The sequence below is a fragment of the Microbacterium sp. ZXT2-5 genome (assembly GCF_055329545.1).
The window spans coordinates 1550428-1567071 of the sequence record NZ_JBUZWD010000001.1 but is presented as its reverse complement, the minus strand read 5'-3'; the positions used below and the strand labels follow the sequence as shown (position 1 = coordinate 1567071).

Annotated in this window: 17 protein-coding genes; 3 read left to right on the top strand and 14 right to left on the bottom strand. The window is 71.8% G+C overall.

Translation table 11 applies throughout. The annotated features are described in order from the left end of the window. The first annotated feature begins 15 nt into the window (after nt 1-15). Entirely contained in the window at nt 16-1803 is a 1788-nt protein-coding gene (locus tag ACZBH1_RS06820) for a SulP family inorganic anion transporter (RefSeq protein WP_463645905.1), read from the top strand. A 19-nt stretch (nt 1804-1822) separates the two neighbouring features. On the opposite strand, the gene ACZBH1_RS06815 is transcribed toward ACZBH1_RS06820, so the two are convergent. The 3 genes from ACZBH1_RS06815 to ACZBH1_RS06805 all read right to left on the bottom strand — a co-directional run bounded on the left by ACZBH1_RS06815 (nt 1823) and on the right by ACZBH1_RS06805 (nt 5309). Continuing rightward, complete coding sequence (locus ACZBH1_RS06815; protein ID WP_463645904.1) at nt 1823-3805, bottom strand: bifunctional copper resistance protein CopD/cytochrome c oxidase assembly protein; 1983 nt, start codon at nt 3803-3805, stop codon at nt 1823-1825. 143 nt (nt 3806-3948) lie between these two features. Continuing rightward, on the bottom strand, nt 3949-4236 hold the full coding sequence (locus ACZBH1_RS06810; protein WP_336394104.1) for an HU family DNA-binding protein: 288 nt from the start codon (nt 4234-4236) through the stop codon (nt 3949-3951). Between the two features lie 260 nt (nt 4237-4496). Then, nucleotides 4497-5309, bottom strand: a complete 813-nt coding sequence (locus ACZBH1_RS06805) for an alpha/beta hydrolase (protein WP_463645903.1) — start codon at nt 5307-5309, stop codon at nt 4497-4499. Between the two features lie 389 nt (nt 5310-5698). On the opposite strand from ACZBH1_RS06805, the gene ACZBH1_RS06800 reads away from it, so the two are divergent. Further along, a complete protein-coding gene (locus ACZBH1_RS06800) occupies nt 5699-6568 on the top strand; it encodes a potassium channel family protein (protein ID WP_463645902.1) in 870 nt (289 codons plus the stop codon). A gap of 65 nt (nt 6569-6633) precedes the next feature. Here ACZBH1_RS06800 and rpsN read toward each other — a convergent pair whose 3' ends face one another. The 4 genes from rpsN to ACZBH1_RS06780 form a co-directional block, all read right to left on the bottom strand. Continuing rightward, nucleotides 6634-6939 carry a 30S ribosomal protein S14 gene (gene rpsN / locus ACZBH1_RS06795; protein WP_127820367.1) on the bottom strand — a complete coding sequence of 102 codons (306 nt, stop codon included), beginning with the start codon at nt 6937-6939 and terminating at the stop codon, nt 6634-6636. A 3-nt stretch (nt 6940-6942) separates the two neighbouring features. Beyond that, nucleotides 6943-7113: a 50S ribosomal protein L33 gene (gene rpmG / locus ACZBH1_RS06790; RefSeq protein WP_018173550.1), complete on the bottom strand. Its 171-nt coding sequence runs from the start codon at nt 7111-7113 to the stop codon at nt 6943-6945. Next, nucleotides 7113-7349, bottom strand: a complete 237-nt coding sequence (rpmB, locus tag ACZBH1_RS06785; RefSeq protein WP_013584774.1) for a 50S ribosomal protein L28 — start codon at nt 7347-7349, stop codon at nt 7113-7115. The genes rpmG and rpmB overlap by 1 nt, the downstream gene beginning before the upstream one ends. Nucleotides 7350-7489: 140 nt before the next feature. Further along, nucleotides 7490-8188 (bottom strand): DNA-3-methyladenine glycosylase, encoded by a 699-nt coding sequence (locus ACZBH1_RS06780; protein ID WP_463645901.1) that lies wholly within the window; start codon nt 8186-8188, stop codon nt 7490-7492. Nucleotides 8189-8262: 74 nt separating this feature from the next. Here ACZBH1_RS06780 and ACZBH1_RS06775 point away from each other — a divergent pair, with 74 nt between their 5' ends. Then, nucleotides 8263-9903: an MFS transporter gene (locus ACZBH1_RS06775; RefSeq protein WP_463645900.1), complete on the top strand. Its 1641-nt coding sequence runs from the start codon at nt 8263-8265 to the stop codon at nt 9901-9903. Nucleotides 9904-10067: 164 nt separating this feature from the next. On the opposite strand, the gene ACZBH1_RS06770 is transcribed toward ACZBH1_RS06775, so the two are convergent. From ACZBH1_RS06770 to ACZBH1_RS06740, 7 genes are read right to left on the bottom strand one after another with little or no spacing between them, the layout of a single operon-like run. Continuing rightward, nucleotides 10068-11510 (bottom strand): hypothetical protein, encoded by a 1443-nt coding sequence (locus ACZBH1_RS06770; RefSeq protein WP_463645899.1) that lies wholly within the window; start codon nt 11508-11510, stop codon nt 10068-10070. Next, on the bottom strand, nt 11500-12390 hold the full coding sequence (locus tag ACZBH1_RS06765; protein WP_463645898.1) for a TIGR03943 family putative permease subunit: 891 nt from the start codon (nt 12388-12390) through the stop codon (nt 11500-11502). The genes ACZBH1_RS06770 and ACZBH1_RS06765 overlap by 11 nt, the downstream gene beginning before the upstream one ends. Next, nucleotides 12383-13414, bottom strand: a complete 1032-nt coding sequence (locus ACZBH1_RS06760; protein ID WP_463645897.1) for a permease — start codon at nt 13412-13414, stop codon at nt 12383-12385. The genes ACZBH1_RS06765 and ACZBH1_RS06760 overlap by 8 nt, the downstream gene beginning before the upstream one ends. 34 nt (nt 13415-13448) lie before the next feature. Continuing rightward, nucleotides 13449-13862, bottom strand: coding sequence for a Fur family transcriptional regulator (locus ACZBH1_RS06755; protein ID WP_336394097.1), 414 nt, complete (start codon nt 13860-13862; stop codon nt 13449-13451). A 45-nt stretch (nt 13863-13907) separates the two neighbouring features. Beyond that, a complete protein-coding gene (locus ACZBH1_RS06750) occupies nt 13908-14786 on the bottom strand; it encodes a metal ABC transporter permease (RefSeq protein WP_463645896.1) in 879 nt (292 codons plus the stop codon). After that, the gene (locus tag ACZBH1_RS06745) at nt 14783-15613 is read right to left on the bottom strand and encodes a metal ABC transporter ATP-binding protein (RefSeq protein WP_463645895.1); all 831 of its coding nucleotides are present in this window, start codon (nt 15611-15613) and stop codon (nt 14783-14785) included. Before ACZBH1_RS06745 ends, ACZBH1_RS06750 begins: the two co-directional genes overlap by 4 nt. After that, a complete protein-coding gene (locus ACZBH1_RS06740) occupies nt 15610-16626 on the bottom strand; it encodes a metal ABC transporter solute-binding protein, Zn/Mn family (protein WP_463645893.1) in 1017 nt (338 codons plus the stop codon). The genes ACZBH1_RS06745 and ACZBH1_RS06740 overlap by 4 nt, the downstream gene beginning before the upstream one ends. Nucleotides 16627-16644 lie beyond the last annotated feature (18 nt).

Here is a 16644-nt window from a genome sequence, read left to right as displayed (position 1 = left end):
GCCGAGGAGCCGACGATGACCGCAGTCGACAGGATCGCCCGCTGGGTCCCGGGCGTGGCGACCGCCCGCGCGTACGAGCGGCGGTGGCTGTGGCCGGACATCCGGTCCGGCCTGGTCCTGACGGCTCTCCTCATCCCGGCCGGGATGGGCTACGCGGTCGTCGCCGGGCTGCCCCCCGAGACCGGGCTGTACGCCACCATCGTGCCGCTGCTGGCCTATGCCCTCTTCGGCCCGTCGCGTGTGCTGGTGCTCGGCCCGGACTCGGCGCTCGCACCGATCATCGCCGCGGCGATCCTGCCTCTCGCGCTCGGCGACGAGCCGCGGGCGGTCGCCCTTGCCGGGCTGCTGGCGATCATGGTCGGCGTGCTCCTGCTGCTGGGCGGCATCCTCCGCCTGGGCGTGGTGACCGACCTGCTGTCCAAGCCCATCCGCGTCGGCTACCTCAACGCGATCGCCGTCATCGTGATCGTCTCCCAGCTGCCGACGCTGCTGGGGTTCTCGATCGACGCTGACTCGCTCTGGCAGCGTGTCGTCGCCATCGGGCAGGGCGTCGCCGGCGGGATGGTGGACCCGCTCGCCGTCGCCTTCGGCGTGGGCTCCCTCGCGGTGATCCTCATCCTCAAGCCGCTGCGCCGGGTCCGCATACCGGGCGTCCTCGTCGTCGTCGTGGTCGCGACGGCGCTCACGGCGATCTTCGGCCTGTCCGATCGGCTCGCCGTCGTCGGCGCGCTCCCGCAGGGACTCCCGGCTCCCGCCCTCGGCGGCCTGCAGTGGAGCGACGTCCTGGCGCTCGTGCTCCCGGCGGCGGGCATCGCCCTCGTCGCCTTCACCGACACGGCGGTCCTCTCGCGGACGTTCGCCGCACGTCGCGGCGAAGACGTCGACGGCAGCCAGGAGATGGCCGGGGTCGGGATCGCGAACATCGCCGGAGGCCTCTTCGGCGGCTTCCCCGTCTCCGGATCGTCGTCGCGCACGCCGGTCGCAGAGCAGTCCGGTGCCCGCACGCAGCTCACCGGCGTCGTGGGCGCGGTGCTCCTGATCGTCTTCATCCTCGTGCTGCCGGGCCTCACCGACGACCTCCCGTCGGCGACGCTGGCCGCCGTCGTCACGAGCGCGGCCATCGGCCTCATCGACCTGCGGGGGTTCACCCGACTCGTCCGCATCCACGCCGTCGACGCGGTCCTGTCCGCCGCCGCGTTCCTCGGCGTGCTCGTCTTCGGCGTGCTCGAGGGCATCGTCATCGCGATCGGACTGTCGTTCGTCGCCTTCGTCAACCGGTCATGGCGTCCGTACAAGGCCGAGCTCGGCCTGGTGGAAGGGCTGCGCGGCTACCACGACCTCTCGCGCAACCCCGATGCGAAGCGCATCCCCGGCGTGGTCATCGTCCGCTTCGACGCGCCCCTCTTCTTCGCGAACGGCGGCGTCTTCGACGACTGGGTGCGCGCGCGCGTCCGTGCCGCCGGCGACGACGTGCACACCGTGATCCTCGCCGCCGAGCCGATCACCGACATCGACACCTCCGCCGCCGACGAGCTCGTCGAGCTCGACCAGTACCTGCAGGTGCGCGGCATCCGCCTCGTGATCGCGGAGATGAAATCACCCGTCGTCGACACCCTCGCCCGGTTCGGCCTCACCGGCCGGTTCACCCCCGACCGCTTCGCACCCACCGTCGGCGCCGCGGTCGACGCGCTGACGGGCACCCTGCGCACCGACATCGCCGGCACCAACCCGGACGAGGCGCCCCGTCCCTCGCCCGGCACGGATCCCGGCGCGGGCGACCTCGGACGCCCGCCTGCGCCCTGACCAGCGGCGTGCGACCGTCTCAGCGGCCGGAGCCGGCCTTCGCGTCCTTCTCGGCGAGCTCCGCCAGCCGGGCGTTGTACGCCTCCAGCTCGGCGTCGCCGGTGCGGTCGGCGTGCCGGTCGCGTCGCTTCGTCTCGCGCGCATCGCTCCGGCTCCACTGGATCGCCACCGTGATCGCGAGGATGAGCGTCGGTATCTCGCCGATCGACCACGCCACACCGCCGCCGGTGTACTGGTCCTCCAGCGGAGTCGCGCCCCACGTGCGCCCCATGGATCCGAACCACTCGGCCACCATGAGGCCCTCCTGCATCATGATCGCGATGCCGAAGAAGGCGTGCATCGCCATGACGCCGATGAGCAGCAGGAGACGCCCGGGATAGGGGAGCCGGTAGGGCACCGGGTCGATGCCGATGAGCGAGAGCACGAAGAGGTAGCCGGTGATGAGGAAGTGGGCGACCATCCACTCGTGCCCGAGGTGGTCGTAGAGCGACCAGCGGAACAGATCGGTGTAGTAGAACACCCACAGCGAGCCGACGAAGAGCCCGGCCGCGACGAACGGGTGGGTCAGCACGCGGGCGACCGGGGAGTGCACGGCCCAGAGGATCCACTCCCGGCCGCCGCGGGTGCCGTCGTCGCGCTTGCGGATCGCCCGCGCAGCGAGGGTGACCGGAGCCCCCGCGACCAGCAGCAGCGGGATCGCCATGGTCAGCAGCATGTGGCCGATCATGTGCATGCTGAACAGGTAGTCCTGGTAGACGTTGATCACACCGCCGGTCACCCACACGAGCAGCGCCATGCCCGCGACCCACAGGACGGTGCGGTACACCGGCCACGCGTCGCCGCGACGGCGCAGGCGCCACACGCCGGCGAGGTAGAAGAAGACCGCGAAGGCCGCCACGACGGCCCACAGCAGGTCGACGTTCCATGCGGTGACCCAGCGCTCGATCGTGAGCTCCGGCGGCAGCGGCGCGCCGGTGAGCCGCTCGGCCGGGGTCGGCGTCGTGGGAATCAGGGGCTCGACCGGCGGGGGCGTGCGGGCGAGGGCGGCCGCCGCACCGCTGGCCACGCCCATCAGGGCGAGCTCGAAGACGACGAGGCTCCAGAACGCGCGGGAGGCGGCCGCGGTCGTCAATCTGCCGATGAGTCGCGCGCGATACCAGGCGCCGAACAGCCCGAGCCCGATGAGCGCCACGATCTTCACCGCGAGGATGAGGCCGTAGGGCGACAGCAGGGCCGACCAGTCCTGCAGCCCGATCGCCGCCCGCACGGTGCCCGAGAACGCCACGACCGCGAACGCGGCGAGCGCGATGCTCGAGTAGCGGGCGACCGTGTCGGCCGTGGCGTCGCGTGACTGCAGGGGACGCACCACCACGATGAGCAGCAGGCCGCCGAGCCACGCCGCGGCCGCGATGATGTGGAGGATCAGCGCGGTCATGGCCTCGTGGTGGAACGCCTCTTCGCCCGAGTGGCCCTGCGTGCCCATGGGAACGAGGGATGCCGCGGCCAGCAGCGCGACGAAGAGCGTCGCCGTCCACGAGCGCACCGCGAAGGTGAGGACCGTGAGCGCGGCGCCGGCGATCGTCGTGATCAGCCAGGTGCGACCCACCTCGGTCTCGACGATGAAGCGGCCCAGCAGCGCGCCGAACTCCGGCCCCATGCTGATCACGGGGTTGAACGCGTCGACGAACGTGAGGAATCCGGTGGCGCCCGCGGCCATCGTGAAGACGGCCGCCGAGATCGACGCGGTGTCCAGGGCGATGTCGAACTCGCGTTCGCCGGCTCGCAGCGTGAACAGGGCGGTCACGAGGACGCCGACCATGCCCGCCGCGGCGAGGTTGACCACGAGCTTCGCGGTGGGAAGGCTCCAGCGCACCACGGGGCCGGGATCCGCGATCGCGAGCGGCGCGGCGCCGCCGCCGTACGCGAGCGCCCACACCATGGTCGCGAGCGCGGCCACGACGAGGATCGCGGGCCCGGCGGCCCGCAGGGCGCGGGAGTTCACCGCTCCAGCCTACGTTGCGCCGGGTGGGCGGCCGGTCGGGTCGGGAGGCGTGCGCCGGCCCGTCGCGGCGCCTGCCGGGCGGACGAACAGAAGAGGGGATGCCGCGGGTCGCGGCATCCCCTCTTCTCGAAATCTGCGTCGGATTACTTGACGGCGGCCTTCAGCTTCGAGCCGGCGGTGACCTTGACGCGCTTGCCCGCGGGGATCTTGATCTCCTCGCCGGTCTGCGGGTTGCGGCCGGTGCGGGCCGAGGTGGCGACCTGCTCGAAGGCGAGCCAGCCGGGGATCGAGACCTTGCTGCCGTTGGCGACCGCGTCGGAGACGGTGGAGAAGAGGGAGTCGAGCACGCCCGAGACGGCGGACTGGCTCTGGCCGGTCGCGCTCGCGATGCTCGCGACGAGCTCGGTCTTGGTGATGGTCTTGTCGGCCATTGGTTGTGTCCTCCAAAGACGACGAGTGCCGTCTTGTCATTGCTCGGACCGGATGGCGTTGCCCCCCGGCTGGTCCTGTCGACCGGGACCGAATGTACCCGACGACGCCGACAGAACCGCGTATTTCCGCGGTTTTCGGAGGTTTCTGGCGGTGTGTCGCGTGATTTCTGGGGCTCCTGTGGCCTCTGGGGCCGGATTTCGCCCACCGCGATCACTTCCCGTGGGCCGCGGCCGGGCCGCTGTCGGGGCCGTCCGCGGCCTCAGGCGTGCAGCCGGCGAAGCGCCGTCACCACGTCGTCGTGCCAGCGCCGGGCGGCCGGCAGCGCGCCGGTGAAGATCGGGGTGTCGTGCGTAACGCCCTGGTACCGCACGACGCTCGCGTCGACCCCCGCGGCGCGCAGAGCGGCGCCGTAGGCGTCGCCGTCGCCGCGGAGCGGGTCGTACTCGGCGGTGAGGATGACCGCCGGCGGAAGGCCCCCGTGCGATGCCGCGCGCAACGGGGACGCGTAGGCGTCGCGCGCGTCCTGGGCGCGGGGAAGATAGGTGCGCGCGACCGAGCGGAGCTCGCGCAACGCCAGGAAGCTCGGGATGCGCAGCGCTCGAGTGGCGCGCAGATCCAGGTGTGCACCGGTGAGGTCGACGACGGGCACCTCGAGCACCTGCAGTCGGAGCGGATGCCGCGCGCGATCGCGGTTGACGAGGGTGAGCGCCGCGGCGATGTTTCCTCCCGCCGAGACCCCCAGCAGGCCGATCCGATCGGCGTCCACGCCCACCTCGCCGGCGGCTCCGAAGAGCCAGTCCAGTGCAGCGTAGGCCTGCTCGACCTGCACCGGCCAGCGATGCTCCGGCGCGAGCGCATAGTTCACGGCGGCGATGGCGACGTGGGCGTCGATGCACCGGCGGCGGTAGGCGGCATCCGTCGTCGGATAGTCGATCCCCCCGATCCGGAACGCGCCGCCGAAGAACGCCAGCACCGCAGGCACCGGCGCGTCGCCCACGACCGGCGGGTGATAGATCCGCACGCGCACGGACGGATGCCCCGGCACGGCCACCTCGTGCTCGGTGGTGCGCACCTCGGGGCCCGGCGTCCCGACCGTGCGCAGCTCGGTGCGGTCCCATGCGATCGCCGCACGGCGGTGCCGGGCACGGGCACGGGCGCGGGATCGGGACCGATGCTCGGCAGGGGCGTCGCGGCCCCGGGCTTCAGCGCCGTGGGGTCCGCGTGGGACGTGGCGTCCGGCGCGGGCTTGTCGGAAGCCTTCGCCGCGGCAGGAGCCGCCGTCCCGCCGCGGTCGAACGGCCAGAGCGCTGCGAGTCTCGACCGCACCGAGCCGAGAGCCTGATCGAACATGTACCTGCGGTGCACCCGCAGGCGCTCCTCGAAGAACGGGTCGAGCGGCATGATCCTATCTTGCGTCGAGAGCGCCTGCCGTCGGTGCTCCCGGGCGAATACTGTGGCGTCATGACCGTCGTGAGCACCATCGCCGGCGTGCTGCTCATCGTCATCGCGCTCAACGACGTGTTCCACACCCTGCTGCGTCCGGCCTCCACCGGGCGCCTGACCACCTACATGTTCCGGGCGGCCTGGTCGGTGTCGCACCGCCGGCCCGCCCTGCTGACGGTCGGCGGGCCGCTGACGATCCTCGTGACGATCGGGGTGTGGATCGTGCTCGTCACCGTCGGGTGGGCCCTGATCTACGTGCCGCACTTCCCCGACGGCTTCTCGTACAGCGATCTCGATCCGAACGACTATCACCCGTTCGTCGAGGCGCTGACCTACTCGCTCGTCGCCCTCACCACTCTGGGCCTGGGCGACGTGGTTCCCGCCGAGCCGCTGATCCGGCTCCTGTCGCCGCTGGAGGCCCTGACGGGGTTCGCGCTGCTGTCGGCGTCCGTCTCGTGGTTCATGCAGCTCTACCCCGCTCTCGCCCGCCGGCGGGCGCTGGCGGTGGAGCTGACGAGCCTCCATCGCTCGAGGATCACCGCGCTGCCGCCGGAGCTGCCTCCCGGCAGGGCGGCATCCGTCATCGCCTCCGTCGGGCGGGCGATCGCCGAGCTGACCGCCGATCTCGTGCAGAACACCGAGATCTTCTACTTCGCCGAGCGCGACGAGCGGCTGTCGGCCGCCCGCGCCGTCGGCTACGCCATGGAGCTGCGCGATCAGGCCCTGCAGTCCGGCAACGGCGAGGTTCGCATCGAGGGGGCGTTCCTGGAACAGGTGCTGGATGAGCTGGCCCGCGTGCTCACGGATCAGTACGCGCACGTGACGGGCGAGTCCACCGACGCGGTGCTGCGGGCCGTCGCCGGCAGCCACGGGCATCAGCTGTCGTGATGCCCGTGGATATGCGGAAGGCCCGGAGTTCCGAGGAACTCCGGGCCTTCCGGTGAAGCGGGTGCTTACCAGCTCGACTTGGTCACGCCGGGCAGCTCGCCACGGTGCGCCATGTCACGGAAGCGGACACGCGAGATGCCGAACTTCGTGAGGACACCGCGGGGGCGGCCGTCGATGACGTCGCGCGAACGAACGCGGACGGGCGATGCGTTGCGGGGCAGCTTCTGCAGGCCCACGCGAGCGGCTTCGCGCTCCTCGTCGGTCGACGTCGGCGACACGAGCGCCTTCTTCAGCTCGGCGCGCTTGGCGGCGTAGCGGTCGACGACCACCTTGCGCTGCTCGTTGCGCGCGATCTTGCTCTTCTTAGCCATGGATCAGCGCTCCTCTCGGAAATCGACGTGCTTGCGGATGACCGGGTCGTACTTCTTCAGCACGATGCGGTCGGGGTTGTTGCGGCGGTTCTTGCGCGTCACGTAGGTGTACCCCGTGCCGGCGGTCGAACGCAGCTTGATGATCGGACGGACGTCCTGTGCCTTCTTGGCCATCAGAGCTTCACACCCTTCGCCTGGAGGTCACGCACGACCGCCTCGATGCCACGGGCGTCGATCACCTTGATGCCCTTGGCCGAGACGTTGAGCTTGATGTTGCGACCCAGCGACGGAACGAAGTAGGTCTTCTTCTGCACGTTCGGGTCGAAGCGGCGCTTCGTCCGGCGGTGCGAGTGCGAGATGTTGTGACCGAAGCCGGGAACTGCTCCAGTCACCTGGCACACTGCTGCCATAGTGATGTCTCCTTAGTACCGTGGAGCCGGACGGCCCCACCCAAGATCCCTTGTCTGCACCCCGCGCCCGACCCGGCCGGTGAAGGCCTCGTTCGGGAGTGGGATACGTACTGCGTGCTGGAGTGCGCGCAGACAAAGAGTCAGTCTAGCACGGACGGCGTGTCGCCCTTGTCGGCGGCCTCCCGCGCGCCGCGCCCCCAGCGGAAGGGCGACACGGTGGGGTCGCTCGGCACCCAGTACCGCCACGGGTACGCCGCCGTCCCCGCGACGCCCGCGACCCCCACGCGCGGGCCCGACGCGATGTCGGCGAGCGGGTCGACGAGCAGCTGCAGGCGCGCGCGGGCACCGTGCCGAGGCTCGCCGGTGATCGCGTCGATGCCGTCGTGCAGCGGATGCCGCAGCCCCACGGCGTCTCCGAATCGGCCGGGCCCGCGGGCCAGGTCGCGCGTCGTGCGCGCGGCGGGGCGGCGGCGGGACGCGGCATCCACCCCCTCGATCACCTGCCCGGCGCGCAGCAGCACACCGCCGGCGACGCCTTCGGGCCCGCAGACCACGTTCACGCAGGAGTGGATGCCGTGGCTCAGGTAGACGTACAGGTGCCCCGGTTCGCCCCACATCGTGGCGTTGCGCGCTGTGGGCCCCATGCGCGCGTGCGATCCAGGATCGGGGACGGGACCCGTGCCACGGCCGTGGTACGCCTCGACCTCGGTGACCCGCACGGCCACCGTCTCGCCGTCGACCACGGTCTCGAGGCGTGCGCCGAGGAGTCTCGGCGCCACCTCGGCGGGAAGGGCTTCGAGGTCAGAACGGGTCGCCGCCCGCCACCCGTGCCGCACCATGCGTGCGAGTCTACGTCCGCCCCTGCGGCCCCCGGGTCGCGCACGGGTCGCCGTGCAACCGCTACTGTTCGCGCATGGGGAAGTGGTTCGTGCTCATCCTGCTGAGCGTGGCGCAGTTCATCATGGTGCTCGACAGCACGGTGATGAACGTGTCGATCTCGACGGTGGCATCCGATCTCGGCACCGACATCTCGGGCATGCAGGCGGCCATCACGTTCTATGCGCTGACGATGGCGGCCTTCATGCTCACCGGCGGCAAGCTGGGCGACCGGTGGGGCCGCAGTCTCGCCTTCCGCATCGGCTCGGTCGTGTACGGCGTCGGCTCGCTGACGACGGCCCTGAGTCCCAACCTCACGGTGCTGATGCTGGGTTGGTCGCTCGTCGAGGGCCTGGGCGCCGTCCTGGTGATCCCCGCGATCGCGGCGCTGGCGGCGATCAACTACGAGGGGCGGGCGCGCGTGGTCGCGTTCGCCGTGCTCGGCGCGGTGACCGGCGGCGCCGCGGCGGCCGGCCCCCTCATCGGCGGGCTCGTCACGACGTACTCGTCGTGGCGCTACGTCTTCGTCGCCGAGGCCATCGTCATGACCCTCGTGCTCCTCGTGTCGGGCCGCATCAAGGACGTCCCGGGCGACCGCGGCCTCAAGATCGACCTGCTCAGCGTGGTGCTGTCGGCGCTCGGCCTCGGGCTGCTGGTCTACGGCATCCTGCAGTCCAAGACATGGGGCTGGGTCGTGCCGCTGAACCCGCCCGTGATCAACGGCGAGCCCTTCGCACCCTTCGGCGTCTCACCCGTGGCGTACCTGATCCTGCTGTCGATCCTCGTGCTCTGGGGGTTCGTCCGGCGCCAGCAGCATCTCGAGCGGACCGGCGGCGTGCCGCTGCTGAAGGTCAGCCTGCTGCGGATCCCCGCGCTGCGCAGCGGCCTGACGATGTTCATGGCGCAGTACTTCGCCATCGCCGCGCTGTTCTTCGTCATCCCGGTGTACCTGCAGACGATCCTGGGCTTCGACGCTCTGCAGACCGGCCTGAAGATCCTCCCGCTCTCGGCCGGCCTCATCGTGTTCTCGATGGTGGGGTCGCGCCTGTCGACGGTCCGCTCGGCGAAGAACATCGGCCGCATCGGCCAGCTCACGCTCGGCCTGGGCGTGCTCGTCGTCTTCCTCGCCGTGCAGCCCGAGCTCGCCGACTGGACGTTCGCCGCCGGCATGTTCATCGTCGGCGCGGGCTTCGGCCTGCTCGCCTCCCAGCTCGGGAACGTCAACATGTCGGCCGTGGAGCAGTCCGACACGTCGGAGGTCGGCGGCCTGCAGGGCACGTTCCAGAACCTCGGCTCCTCGTTCGGCACCGCCGTCGTCGGATCGGTGTTCATCCTCCTCCTCACGTCGGGCTTCACGGCGGCGGTGCAGCAGAGTGACACGCTGCCCGACGACATCCGCGAGCAGGTCGTCGCCACGGCGTCGAAGGGGGCGCCGATCATCTCGCAGCAGCAGGCCGAGGACCTGTTGACGGATGCCGGCGCCGACCCCGAATCCGCCGCCGAGGTCGCCCAGCTCTACGCCGACACGCAGGTGGAGTCGCTGCGGCAGTCGCTGTTCTTCGTCTTCGCCCTGACGGTGCTGGGTCTCATGCTGGCGTCCGGGCTGCCGTCGAAGCTCCCGGAGCCGGCCGCGGCCGCCGGGGAGGCATCCGCTCCACCGCCCCGCGCCGCGTCATAGCGCGAGCCCGCGGCGGCCGCCGTTCCCCGCGAGCCTTCGCAACCGCCCGCCGAGTAACCGCGACGTCGTCGAATGACCACGCTGTCGGCGACGGTAGCGTGGTCGCTCGCCGAGATCGTGGTTCGTGGGCAGGGGTGCATACGCGCGGATGCCACGCGGGAGCGTCAGAGCGGGGGCACCTGGCACCACGAGATAGACGCCCCGTTGAGCGCGACGACCTCCTCGCCGTCGTCCACCTTCAGGATGCGGGTCTGCGGACGCTCGGGCAGCGGCAGCTGATAGGTGTCGTACGGGTTGGTGACGGCATCCGGCGCCAGCATGAGCGCGACGTACCGGGCGCTCGGAGATATGCAGACCTGGATGACGGCATCCGTCTCCGCCAGCTCGGTGAGCATGCGCGTGGCGCCGTCCGCGTCGACCAGCGCGACCGAGGTGCGGCCCGTCGGCACGTCGTCCTCGAGCACCGCGGCGGTCCGGATGGTCGAGCCGTCGGGCAGCGGCGTCACCGACGTGGTGCCGCCCAGATCGGCCTCGGGCGCGACGAGGGGCTCCTCGCTGGCGTCGGTGAGGTCGATGACCACGGACTGCTCGAGGCGGTCGACGACGGCCTCGCTGGATCCGCGCGCGATGCCGTCGATCCCGACGGCCGCGCCGAGGGCGGTCGCCGCGCCGGCATCGGCGCCCGACCCGGTCAGCAGCAGCGACCCGTCGAACGACATCAGCAGGATGCTGTCGGTGTCGGGCACGAACCGCCACTCGGCGACCCGCGGGTCGGAGCCCGAGACCTCGATCTCGCGCGGCTCGGCGTCGACGTCGCCGAGCGAGGCCGTGAACAGCCGGCTCTCGCGGCCCGAATCGGCGTCGAGCTCGGCGTCCGAGAAGGTGTACCCGATCCGCTCGCCGCGGTCGGCGCTCTGGAGGTTCGAGATGAACCCGTCGCCGGGCAGCGGCAGCTCCTGCTCGTTCTCGCCGTCCAGGTCGGTCACGATGAGCCCCGGCTGGTCGTCGTCGGTGCGCACCGACACCACGAGGTGCTCGCCGGTCGCGCGGAAGTCCTCGATGTGCGGGTGGCGGAAGACGGGCACCGCGTTCTGCCCGGTGAGGTCGGTGCGGTAGATGAGGTCGCCGTCCGTCCCGCCCGCCTGGTCGGCACCGCCGCGCTGCAGCAGGAACATCTCGGTGGGCGGCGTGCGGAACGTCTCGGTGATGGTGGCGGTCGGGCCGCCGCCGAGGGAGGCGACGTCGTCGATGGCGACGGTGTACTCGGTGTCGTCCCACAGCGGCAGCGCGAACCGCACGCCGACGCTGCGACCGGACGTGTCGACCTCGAAGGGCGTCTCGGGGGTGATCGTCACCTGCGAGGGGTCGACCTCGGCGAGCGACTGCGTCGTCGTGACGATGAGCCGGGATCCGGATGCCGCGGCCGCCGCCTCCGGATCCACCGACACCTGCGTCACGCGGGGACCCTGGGCGACGCTGGCGGCAGCGCCGGCGAGCCCGACGACCGCCAGCGCCGCGACGACGACGGCGAACATCCCGGCGAACGCGCGGCTGCGGCGGTGCCGGGACTGCGAGCGCCGGGTGCGGGGGCCGGGCTCAGTACTCATACGGATCCTCGGGCTCGGGGATCTCCTCGACGGCGGCGGCGTCGACCACGAGCCGGCCGTCGGACGAGGAGCGCACCGTCCCGGTGATCGTGACCCACTGCCCGGTGTCGGGCGAGGATTCGCCGACGACCACCGGGAGGCTGGCCGGCTGGGCGTCGATGACGCAGTGCGTGATGACCAGGCGAGTGAGGTCGAAGGCCCCGTCCTCACCCGGCGTCACGAAGCCGGTGAGCTCGACGGGCTCGCCGTCGAACGTCTCGGGGTTGGTCGCGGTGGCGAACACCGTCGCCCACTCGCCGACGCCGAACGACGCCGTGTCGCCGGTCGACGCCAGCTGCACCGTGTCCGCCCCGCCGAACAGCGGAGTGGCGCCGACGTCGCGCGACATCGCGAGCTCGGCGCTCAACGAGGCCGGGGGCAGCACGAGGGTCAGCACGACGACGCCGGACGCCGCGATACCGCCCACCGCGGTCGCCGCCAACGCCAGCGGATGGCTGCGGTGGACGTGGTCGTCGTGCCCGTGCGCGCCGTGGCGGTCGCCGCGAGTCGTTTCCGGATCGGGCTGGTCGTCCCGATGGCGGAGGATGAGCGTCGAGATCTCCGACTCCGTCGCGGCCGCTCGCTCGCCGGCGGGCGCAGGGCCGGCGTCCGCGGGCGCGTGCTCGTGCCCGTGGTCGGCCTCCGCGCCGAGCGGCAGCGTGAACGACGCGATCGTGCCGACGAGCACGACCACCGCCATCGACACCGCGAACCACGTCGAGTCGGGGTTGATGTACAGCCCGAGGCGTCCGGTGACCGCCAGCGAGATCGTGACCACGGCCAGCACCGCGGCCAGGCCCACACCGAGCCACCGCGTGGCGACCCACTCCGCCTTACGCAAGGAGGTTCACCGCCGTCCCGATCGCGAAGGCGGACAGCACCACCACGACGACGATCCCGCCGAGCGTGCGCCACGTGAAGGTCGTGCGCAGCAGCGCGAGCATCTTCACGTCGACGAGTGGCCCGACCAGCAGGAACGCGACGATCGACCCGGGCGTGAAGGTCGAGGCGAACGACAGCGCGAAGAACGCGTCGACGTTGGAGCAGATCGACACCACCATGGCCAGGGCCATCATCGCCACGATCGACAGCGCGGGGTTGGCCCCGATCGCGAGCAGCGCCTCGCGCGGGATGAGCACCTGCACGGCTCCGGCGAGCGCCGAGCCGATGACGAGCGCCGGCATGACCGCACGCAGCTCGATGACCAACTGCGCCAGGGTGCGCCGCCACTTGCCGCCCGGCTCGTGGAGCACGAGCTCGCACGTGTCGCGGAAGCGGTCGGTGAGCAGAGCGTCGGGAGACGGATGCCGCGAGTACAGCCAGCCGATGAGGTTCGCGATCGCGTACCCGCCCAGCAGGCGCGCCACGAGGATGCCGTCGCTGAAGCCGAACGCCTGATGCGTCGTGATGATCACGATGGGGTTCACGATCGGCGCCGCGATCAGGAACGTGAGGGTCTCCGAGACGGAGAAGCCGCGCATCAGCAGACCGCGGGCGAACGGCACGTTGCCGCATTCGCACACCGGCACGATCATGCCGAGCAGCGACAGCACGGCCCGGCGGGCCCACCCGCGTCGCGGCATCCATCGCTCGATCACACCCGGCGGCACCCACACCTGCACGACGATCGACAGCACCACGCCGAGCGCCACGAACGGCAGCGACTCGATGAGCACGCTGATGGCGAGCGTCAGCCCGTCCTGCGCCCGTGTGGGGAGGGGTGCGGGGAACAGCGCCGGGGCGAGCCAGTCGATGAGGAACAGCCCGGCCACCACGGCGACGCCCACGCCGATCCACAGCAGGGCGCGCGCCTGCGGCGTCGGCTCGAGACGGGCGGTCACCGGAGTGCGCCGCGGGTCCGGCATGCCGGGGGACCGCTGCGCCTGCCGGGACTGAGGCTCAGTCCGCGTCACGCTCTGCGTCCCGGGTCGCGGCGCACGACCCGCAGAGCCCGAAGATGTCGACGACGTGCTCGGCGTCGCGGAATCCGTGGCGCTCGGCGGTGCGCTTGGCCCACTGCTCGACGTCCGTCGCCTCGATCTCGACGGTCAGCCCGCAGGAGCGGCAGATCAGATGATGGTGGTGGCCCGTGCTCGTGCAGGCGCGGTAGAGCGATTCGCCCTCGGGGCTCTGCAGCGAATCGGCCTCGCCCTGGGCGGCGAGGCCGGCCAGCGCGCGGTACACGGTCGCGAGACCGATGCCGGTGTTCTCGCCGCGGAGGGTCGCGTGCAGCGACTGCGCGCTGACGAAGCCTCTGGCGTCGGAGAGGGCTTCGCGCACGCGTTCGCGCTGCCACGTGTTGCGCTGGGCCATGGGGGCGAGTCTACCGGCGGGTCCTGAGCGCGAGCCGGACGCGGGTCACCGGGACCCGGCGCCGACGGCCGCCCGCGTGACGCGGTCGCGGCGGGCGCCGACCACGCGGCACACCACGTAGATGGCGAACGAGATCGTCGTGATGTAGGGGCTGACCGGAAGCGTGCCCATGATCGCGAGGAGGATCCCGCCCACCGCCGACACGAACCCGAACAGCGCCGACAGCAGCGGGACCGACAGCGGTCCGGACGCGACGCGCATGGCCGCGGCCGCCGGGGTCACCAGCAGCGCCATCACCAGCAGCGCGCCGATGATGTGCACGGCGACGGCGACGATGAGGCCGAGCAGCAGCATGAAGGCCAGCGACACGGCCGTGGTGGGCACGCCCCGCGCGGCGGCGGACTGCGGGTCGAGCGAGTCGAACCGCAGGGGGCGCCAGATGAGCAGCAGGCCGAGCAGCACGACGGCGCCGATGCCGATCAGCCAGCCGAGCTGGCCGGTCTGCACCGACACGATCTGGCCGGTGAGCAGGCTGAAGCGGTTGGCGCTGCGGCCGTCGTAGAGCGACAGGAACAGGATGCCGAGGCCCAGCCCGAACGGCATCAGCACGCCGATGATCGAGTTGCGGTCGCGGGCCTTCGCCCCCAGCACGCCGATGAGGGCGGCGGCGACGAGCGACCCGACGATCGACCCCGTCACGACGTCCCACCCGATGAGGAGGGCGGCGGCGGCGCCCGCGAATGACAGCTCGCTGATGCCGTGCACCGCGAACGCCATGTCGCGCTGCATGACGAAGGCGCCGATGAGCCCGCCGACGAGCCCGAGCACGGCGCCCGCCCACACCGAGTTCGCCACCAGCGCGAGGATCTCGCCGTAGAACGGCAGACCCCCGAACATCGCGTCGGCGATGTCGTCCCAGTTCATGCGTGCGCCTCGTGGTGGTGGTGGGATGCCTCGGCGTCCGGTGCGCCCACGACGACGAGCCGGTCGCCCGCGCGCAGCACGAACACGTGCGCGCCGTAGAGCGCGGTCAGCACGTCCGAGCGCAGCACCTCCTGCGGCGTTCCGAGGGTGAATCGGCCGTTGGCGATGTACAGGATGCGGTCGACCTTGCCCAGCAGCGGGTTGATGTCGTGCGTCACCAGCAGGACCGCGGCATCCTTCTCCCGGCGATGCCGGTCGATGAGACCGATCACCGCCTGCTGGTTCGCGAGGTCGAGGCTCGTGAGGGGCTCGTCGCACAGCAGCAGGCGCGGGTCGTCGGCGAGCGCCTGCCCGGCGCGCAGCCGCTGCTGCTCGCCGCCGGAGAGCAGCCCGACGGGCCGGTCGGCGAACCCGCGGGCGCCGACCGCGTCGATCAGGGCGTCGACGCGGGCGCGGTCGCCGCGGCGCGGAAGGGGCAGGCCGAACCGGTGGCCGTCGACGCCGAGCGTGACGAGGTCGCGGCCGAGCAGCGACGTGTCGGGCGGCAGCGGGCGCGCCTGGGGGATGTAGCCGATGCGACGGTTGCCCCGGCGGGTCACCGGCGCGCCCTCGACCGCGATCTCGCCCGACGAGAGGGATTCGAGGCCGAGGATGGCCCGCAGCAGCGTCGTCTTGCCCGAGCCGCTGGGGCCGAGCACCGCGACCAGCTCGCCGGCGTGGACGTCGAGGTCGAGCCCCGACCACAGCTCGCGGTCGCCGCGCTGCAGGGCGGCGTCGCGGATGCTGAGGACGACCGGACGCCCGGCGGCCGGCGAGCCGGGGGTCACGCGTCCAGCGCCGCGCTGAGCGCCTCGCTGTTCGCCTGCATCCACGAGATGTAAGTCTCCCCCTCCGGGAGCGTTTCCGAAAACGCGATCACCGGGATCCCGAGCGTCTCGGCCTCGTCGACCATCTGCTGCGTCTCGGCGCCGCCCGTCTGCGTATTGGTGATGACGACGCGCACGCCGCCGTCGCGCAGGAGCCCGAGGGACTCCAGCAGCGTCGCGGGGGCGACATCCTGCCCCTCCTCGACGGCCTCGCTGAAGGCGTCCGGCGTGGCGTTCTCCAGGCCGGCCGCCTGCACGAGGTACACGGGCACCGGCTCGGTGACGAACACCCGCTCTCCGGCGTGGGCGGCGCCGATGTCCGAGAGCGAGGCCTCGAGCTGCTCGACCTCGGCCCCGAAGGCCTCCGCGTTCGCGGCGAAGGTCTCGGCGTCGTCGGGACTCAGCGCGGCGAGCTCCGCGGCGATCGCCGCCGCGACGTGCGCGACGGTGTGCGGGTCGTACCAGACGTGCTCGTTGAAGCCCTCGACGTGGTCGTGCTCGTGACCGTGGTCGTCGGCCTCGGCGTCGTCGGCGCCCTCGGTCTCCGCGTCGGCGCCCTCGGCCTCGTGGCCCTCGTTCTCGGGCCAGTCGTGCGAGTGCTCGACCGCCGTGACGACCGGCGCCTCACTGCCGCTGGAGTCGATGAGCGCGTCGATGAACGCGTCGTAGCCGCCACCGTTCTCGACGATGAGGTCGGCCTTCGACACGGTGAGCTGGTCGCGGGCGCTGGGCTCGAAGGAGTGGGGGTCCTGCGACGCGTTCGTCACGATCGACGTCACCTCGACCAGGTCGCCGCCGACCTGCGACGCGATCTCGCCGTACACGTCGGTCGACGCGACGACCGAGAGCCGGCCATCCGCGGCCTCGCCTCCCTCGCCGCCGTCCGCGGGCTGCCCGCTCGCGCATCCGGCGAGCACGAGAGCGGATGCCGCCGCCAGGCCGAGCACGGGCAGGGAACGTCGAAGGGAGGTCATGCCCTCCAGCGTAAGGGT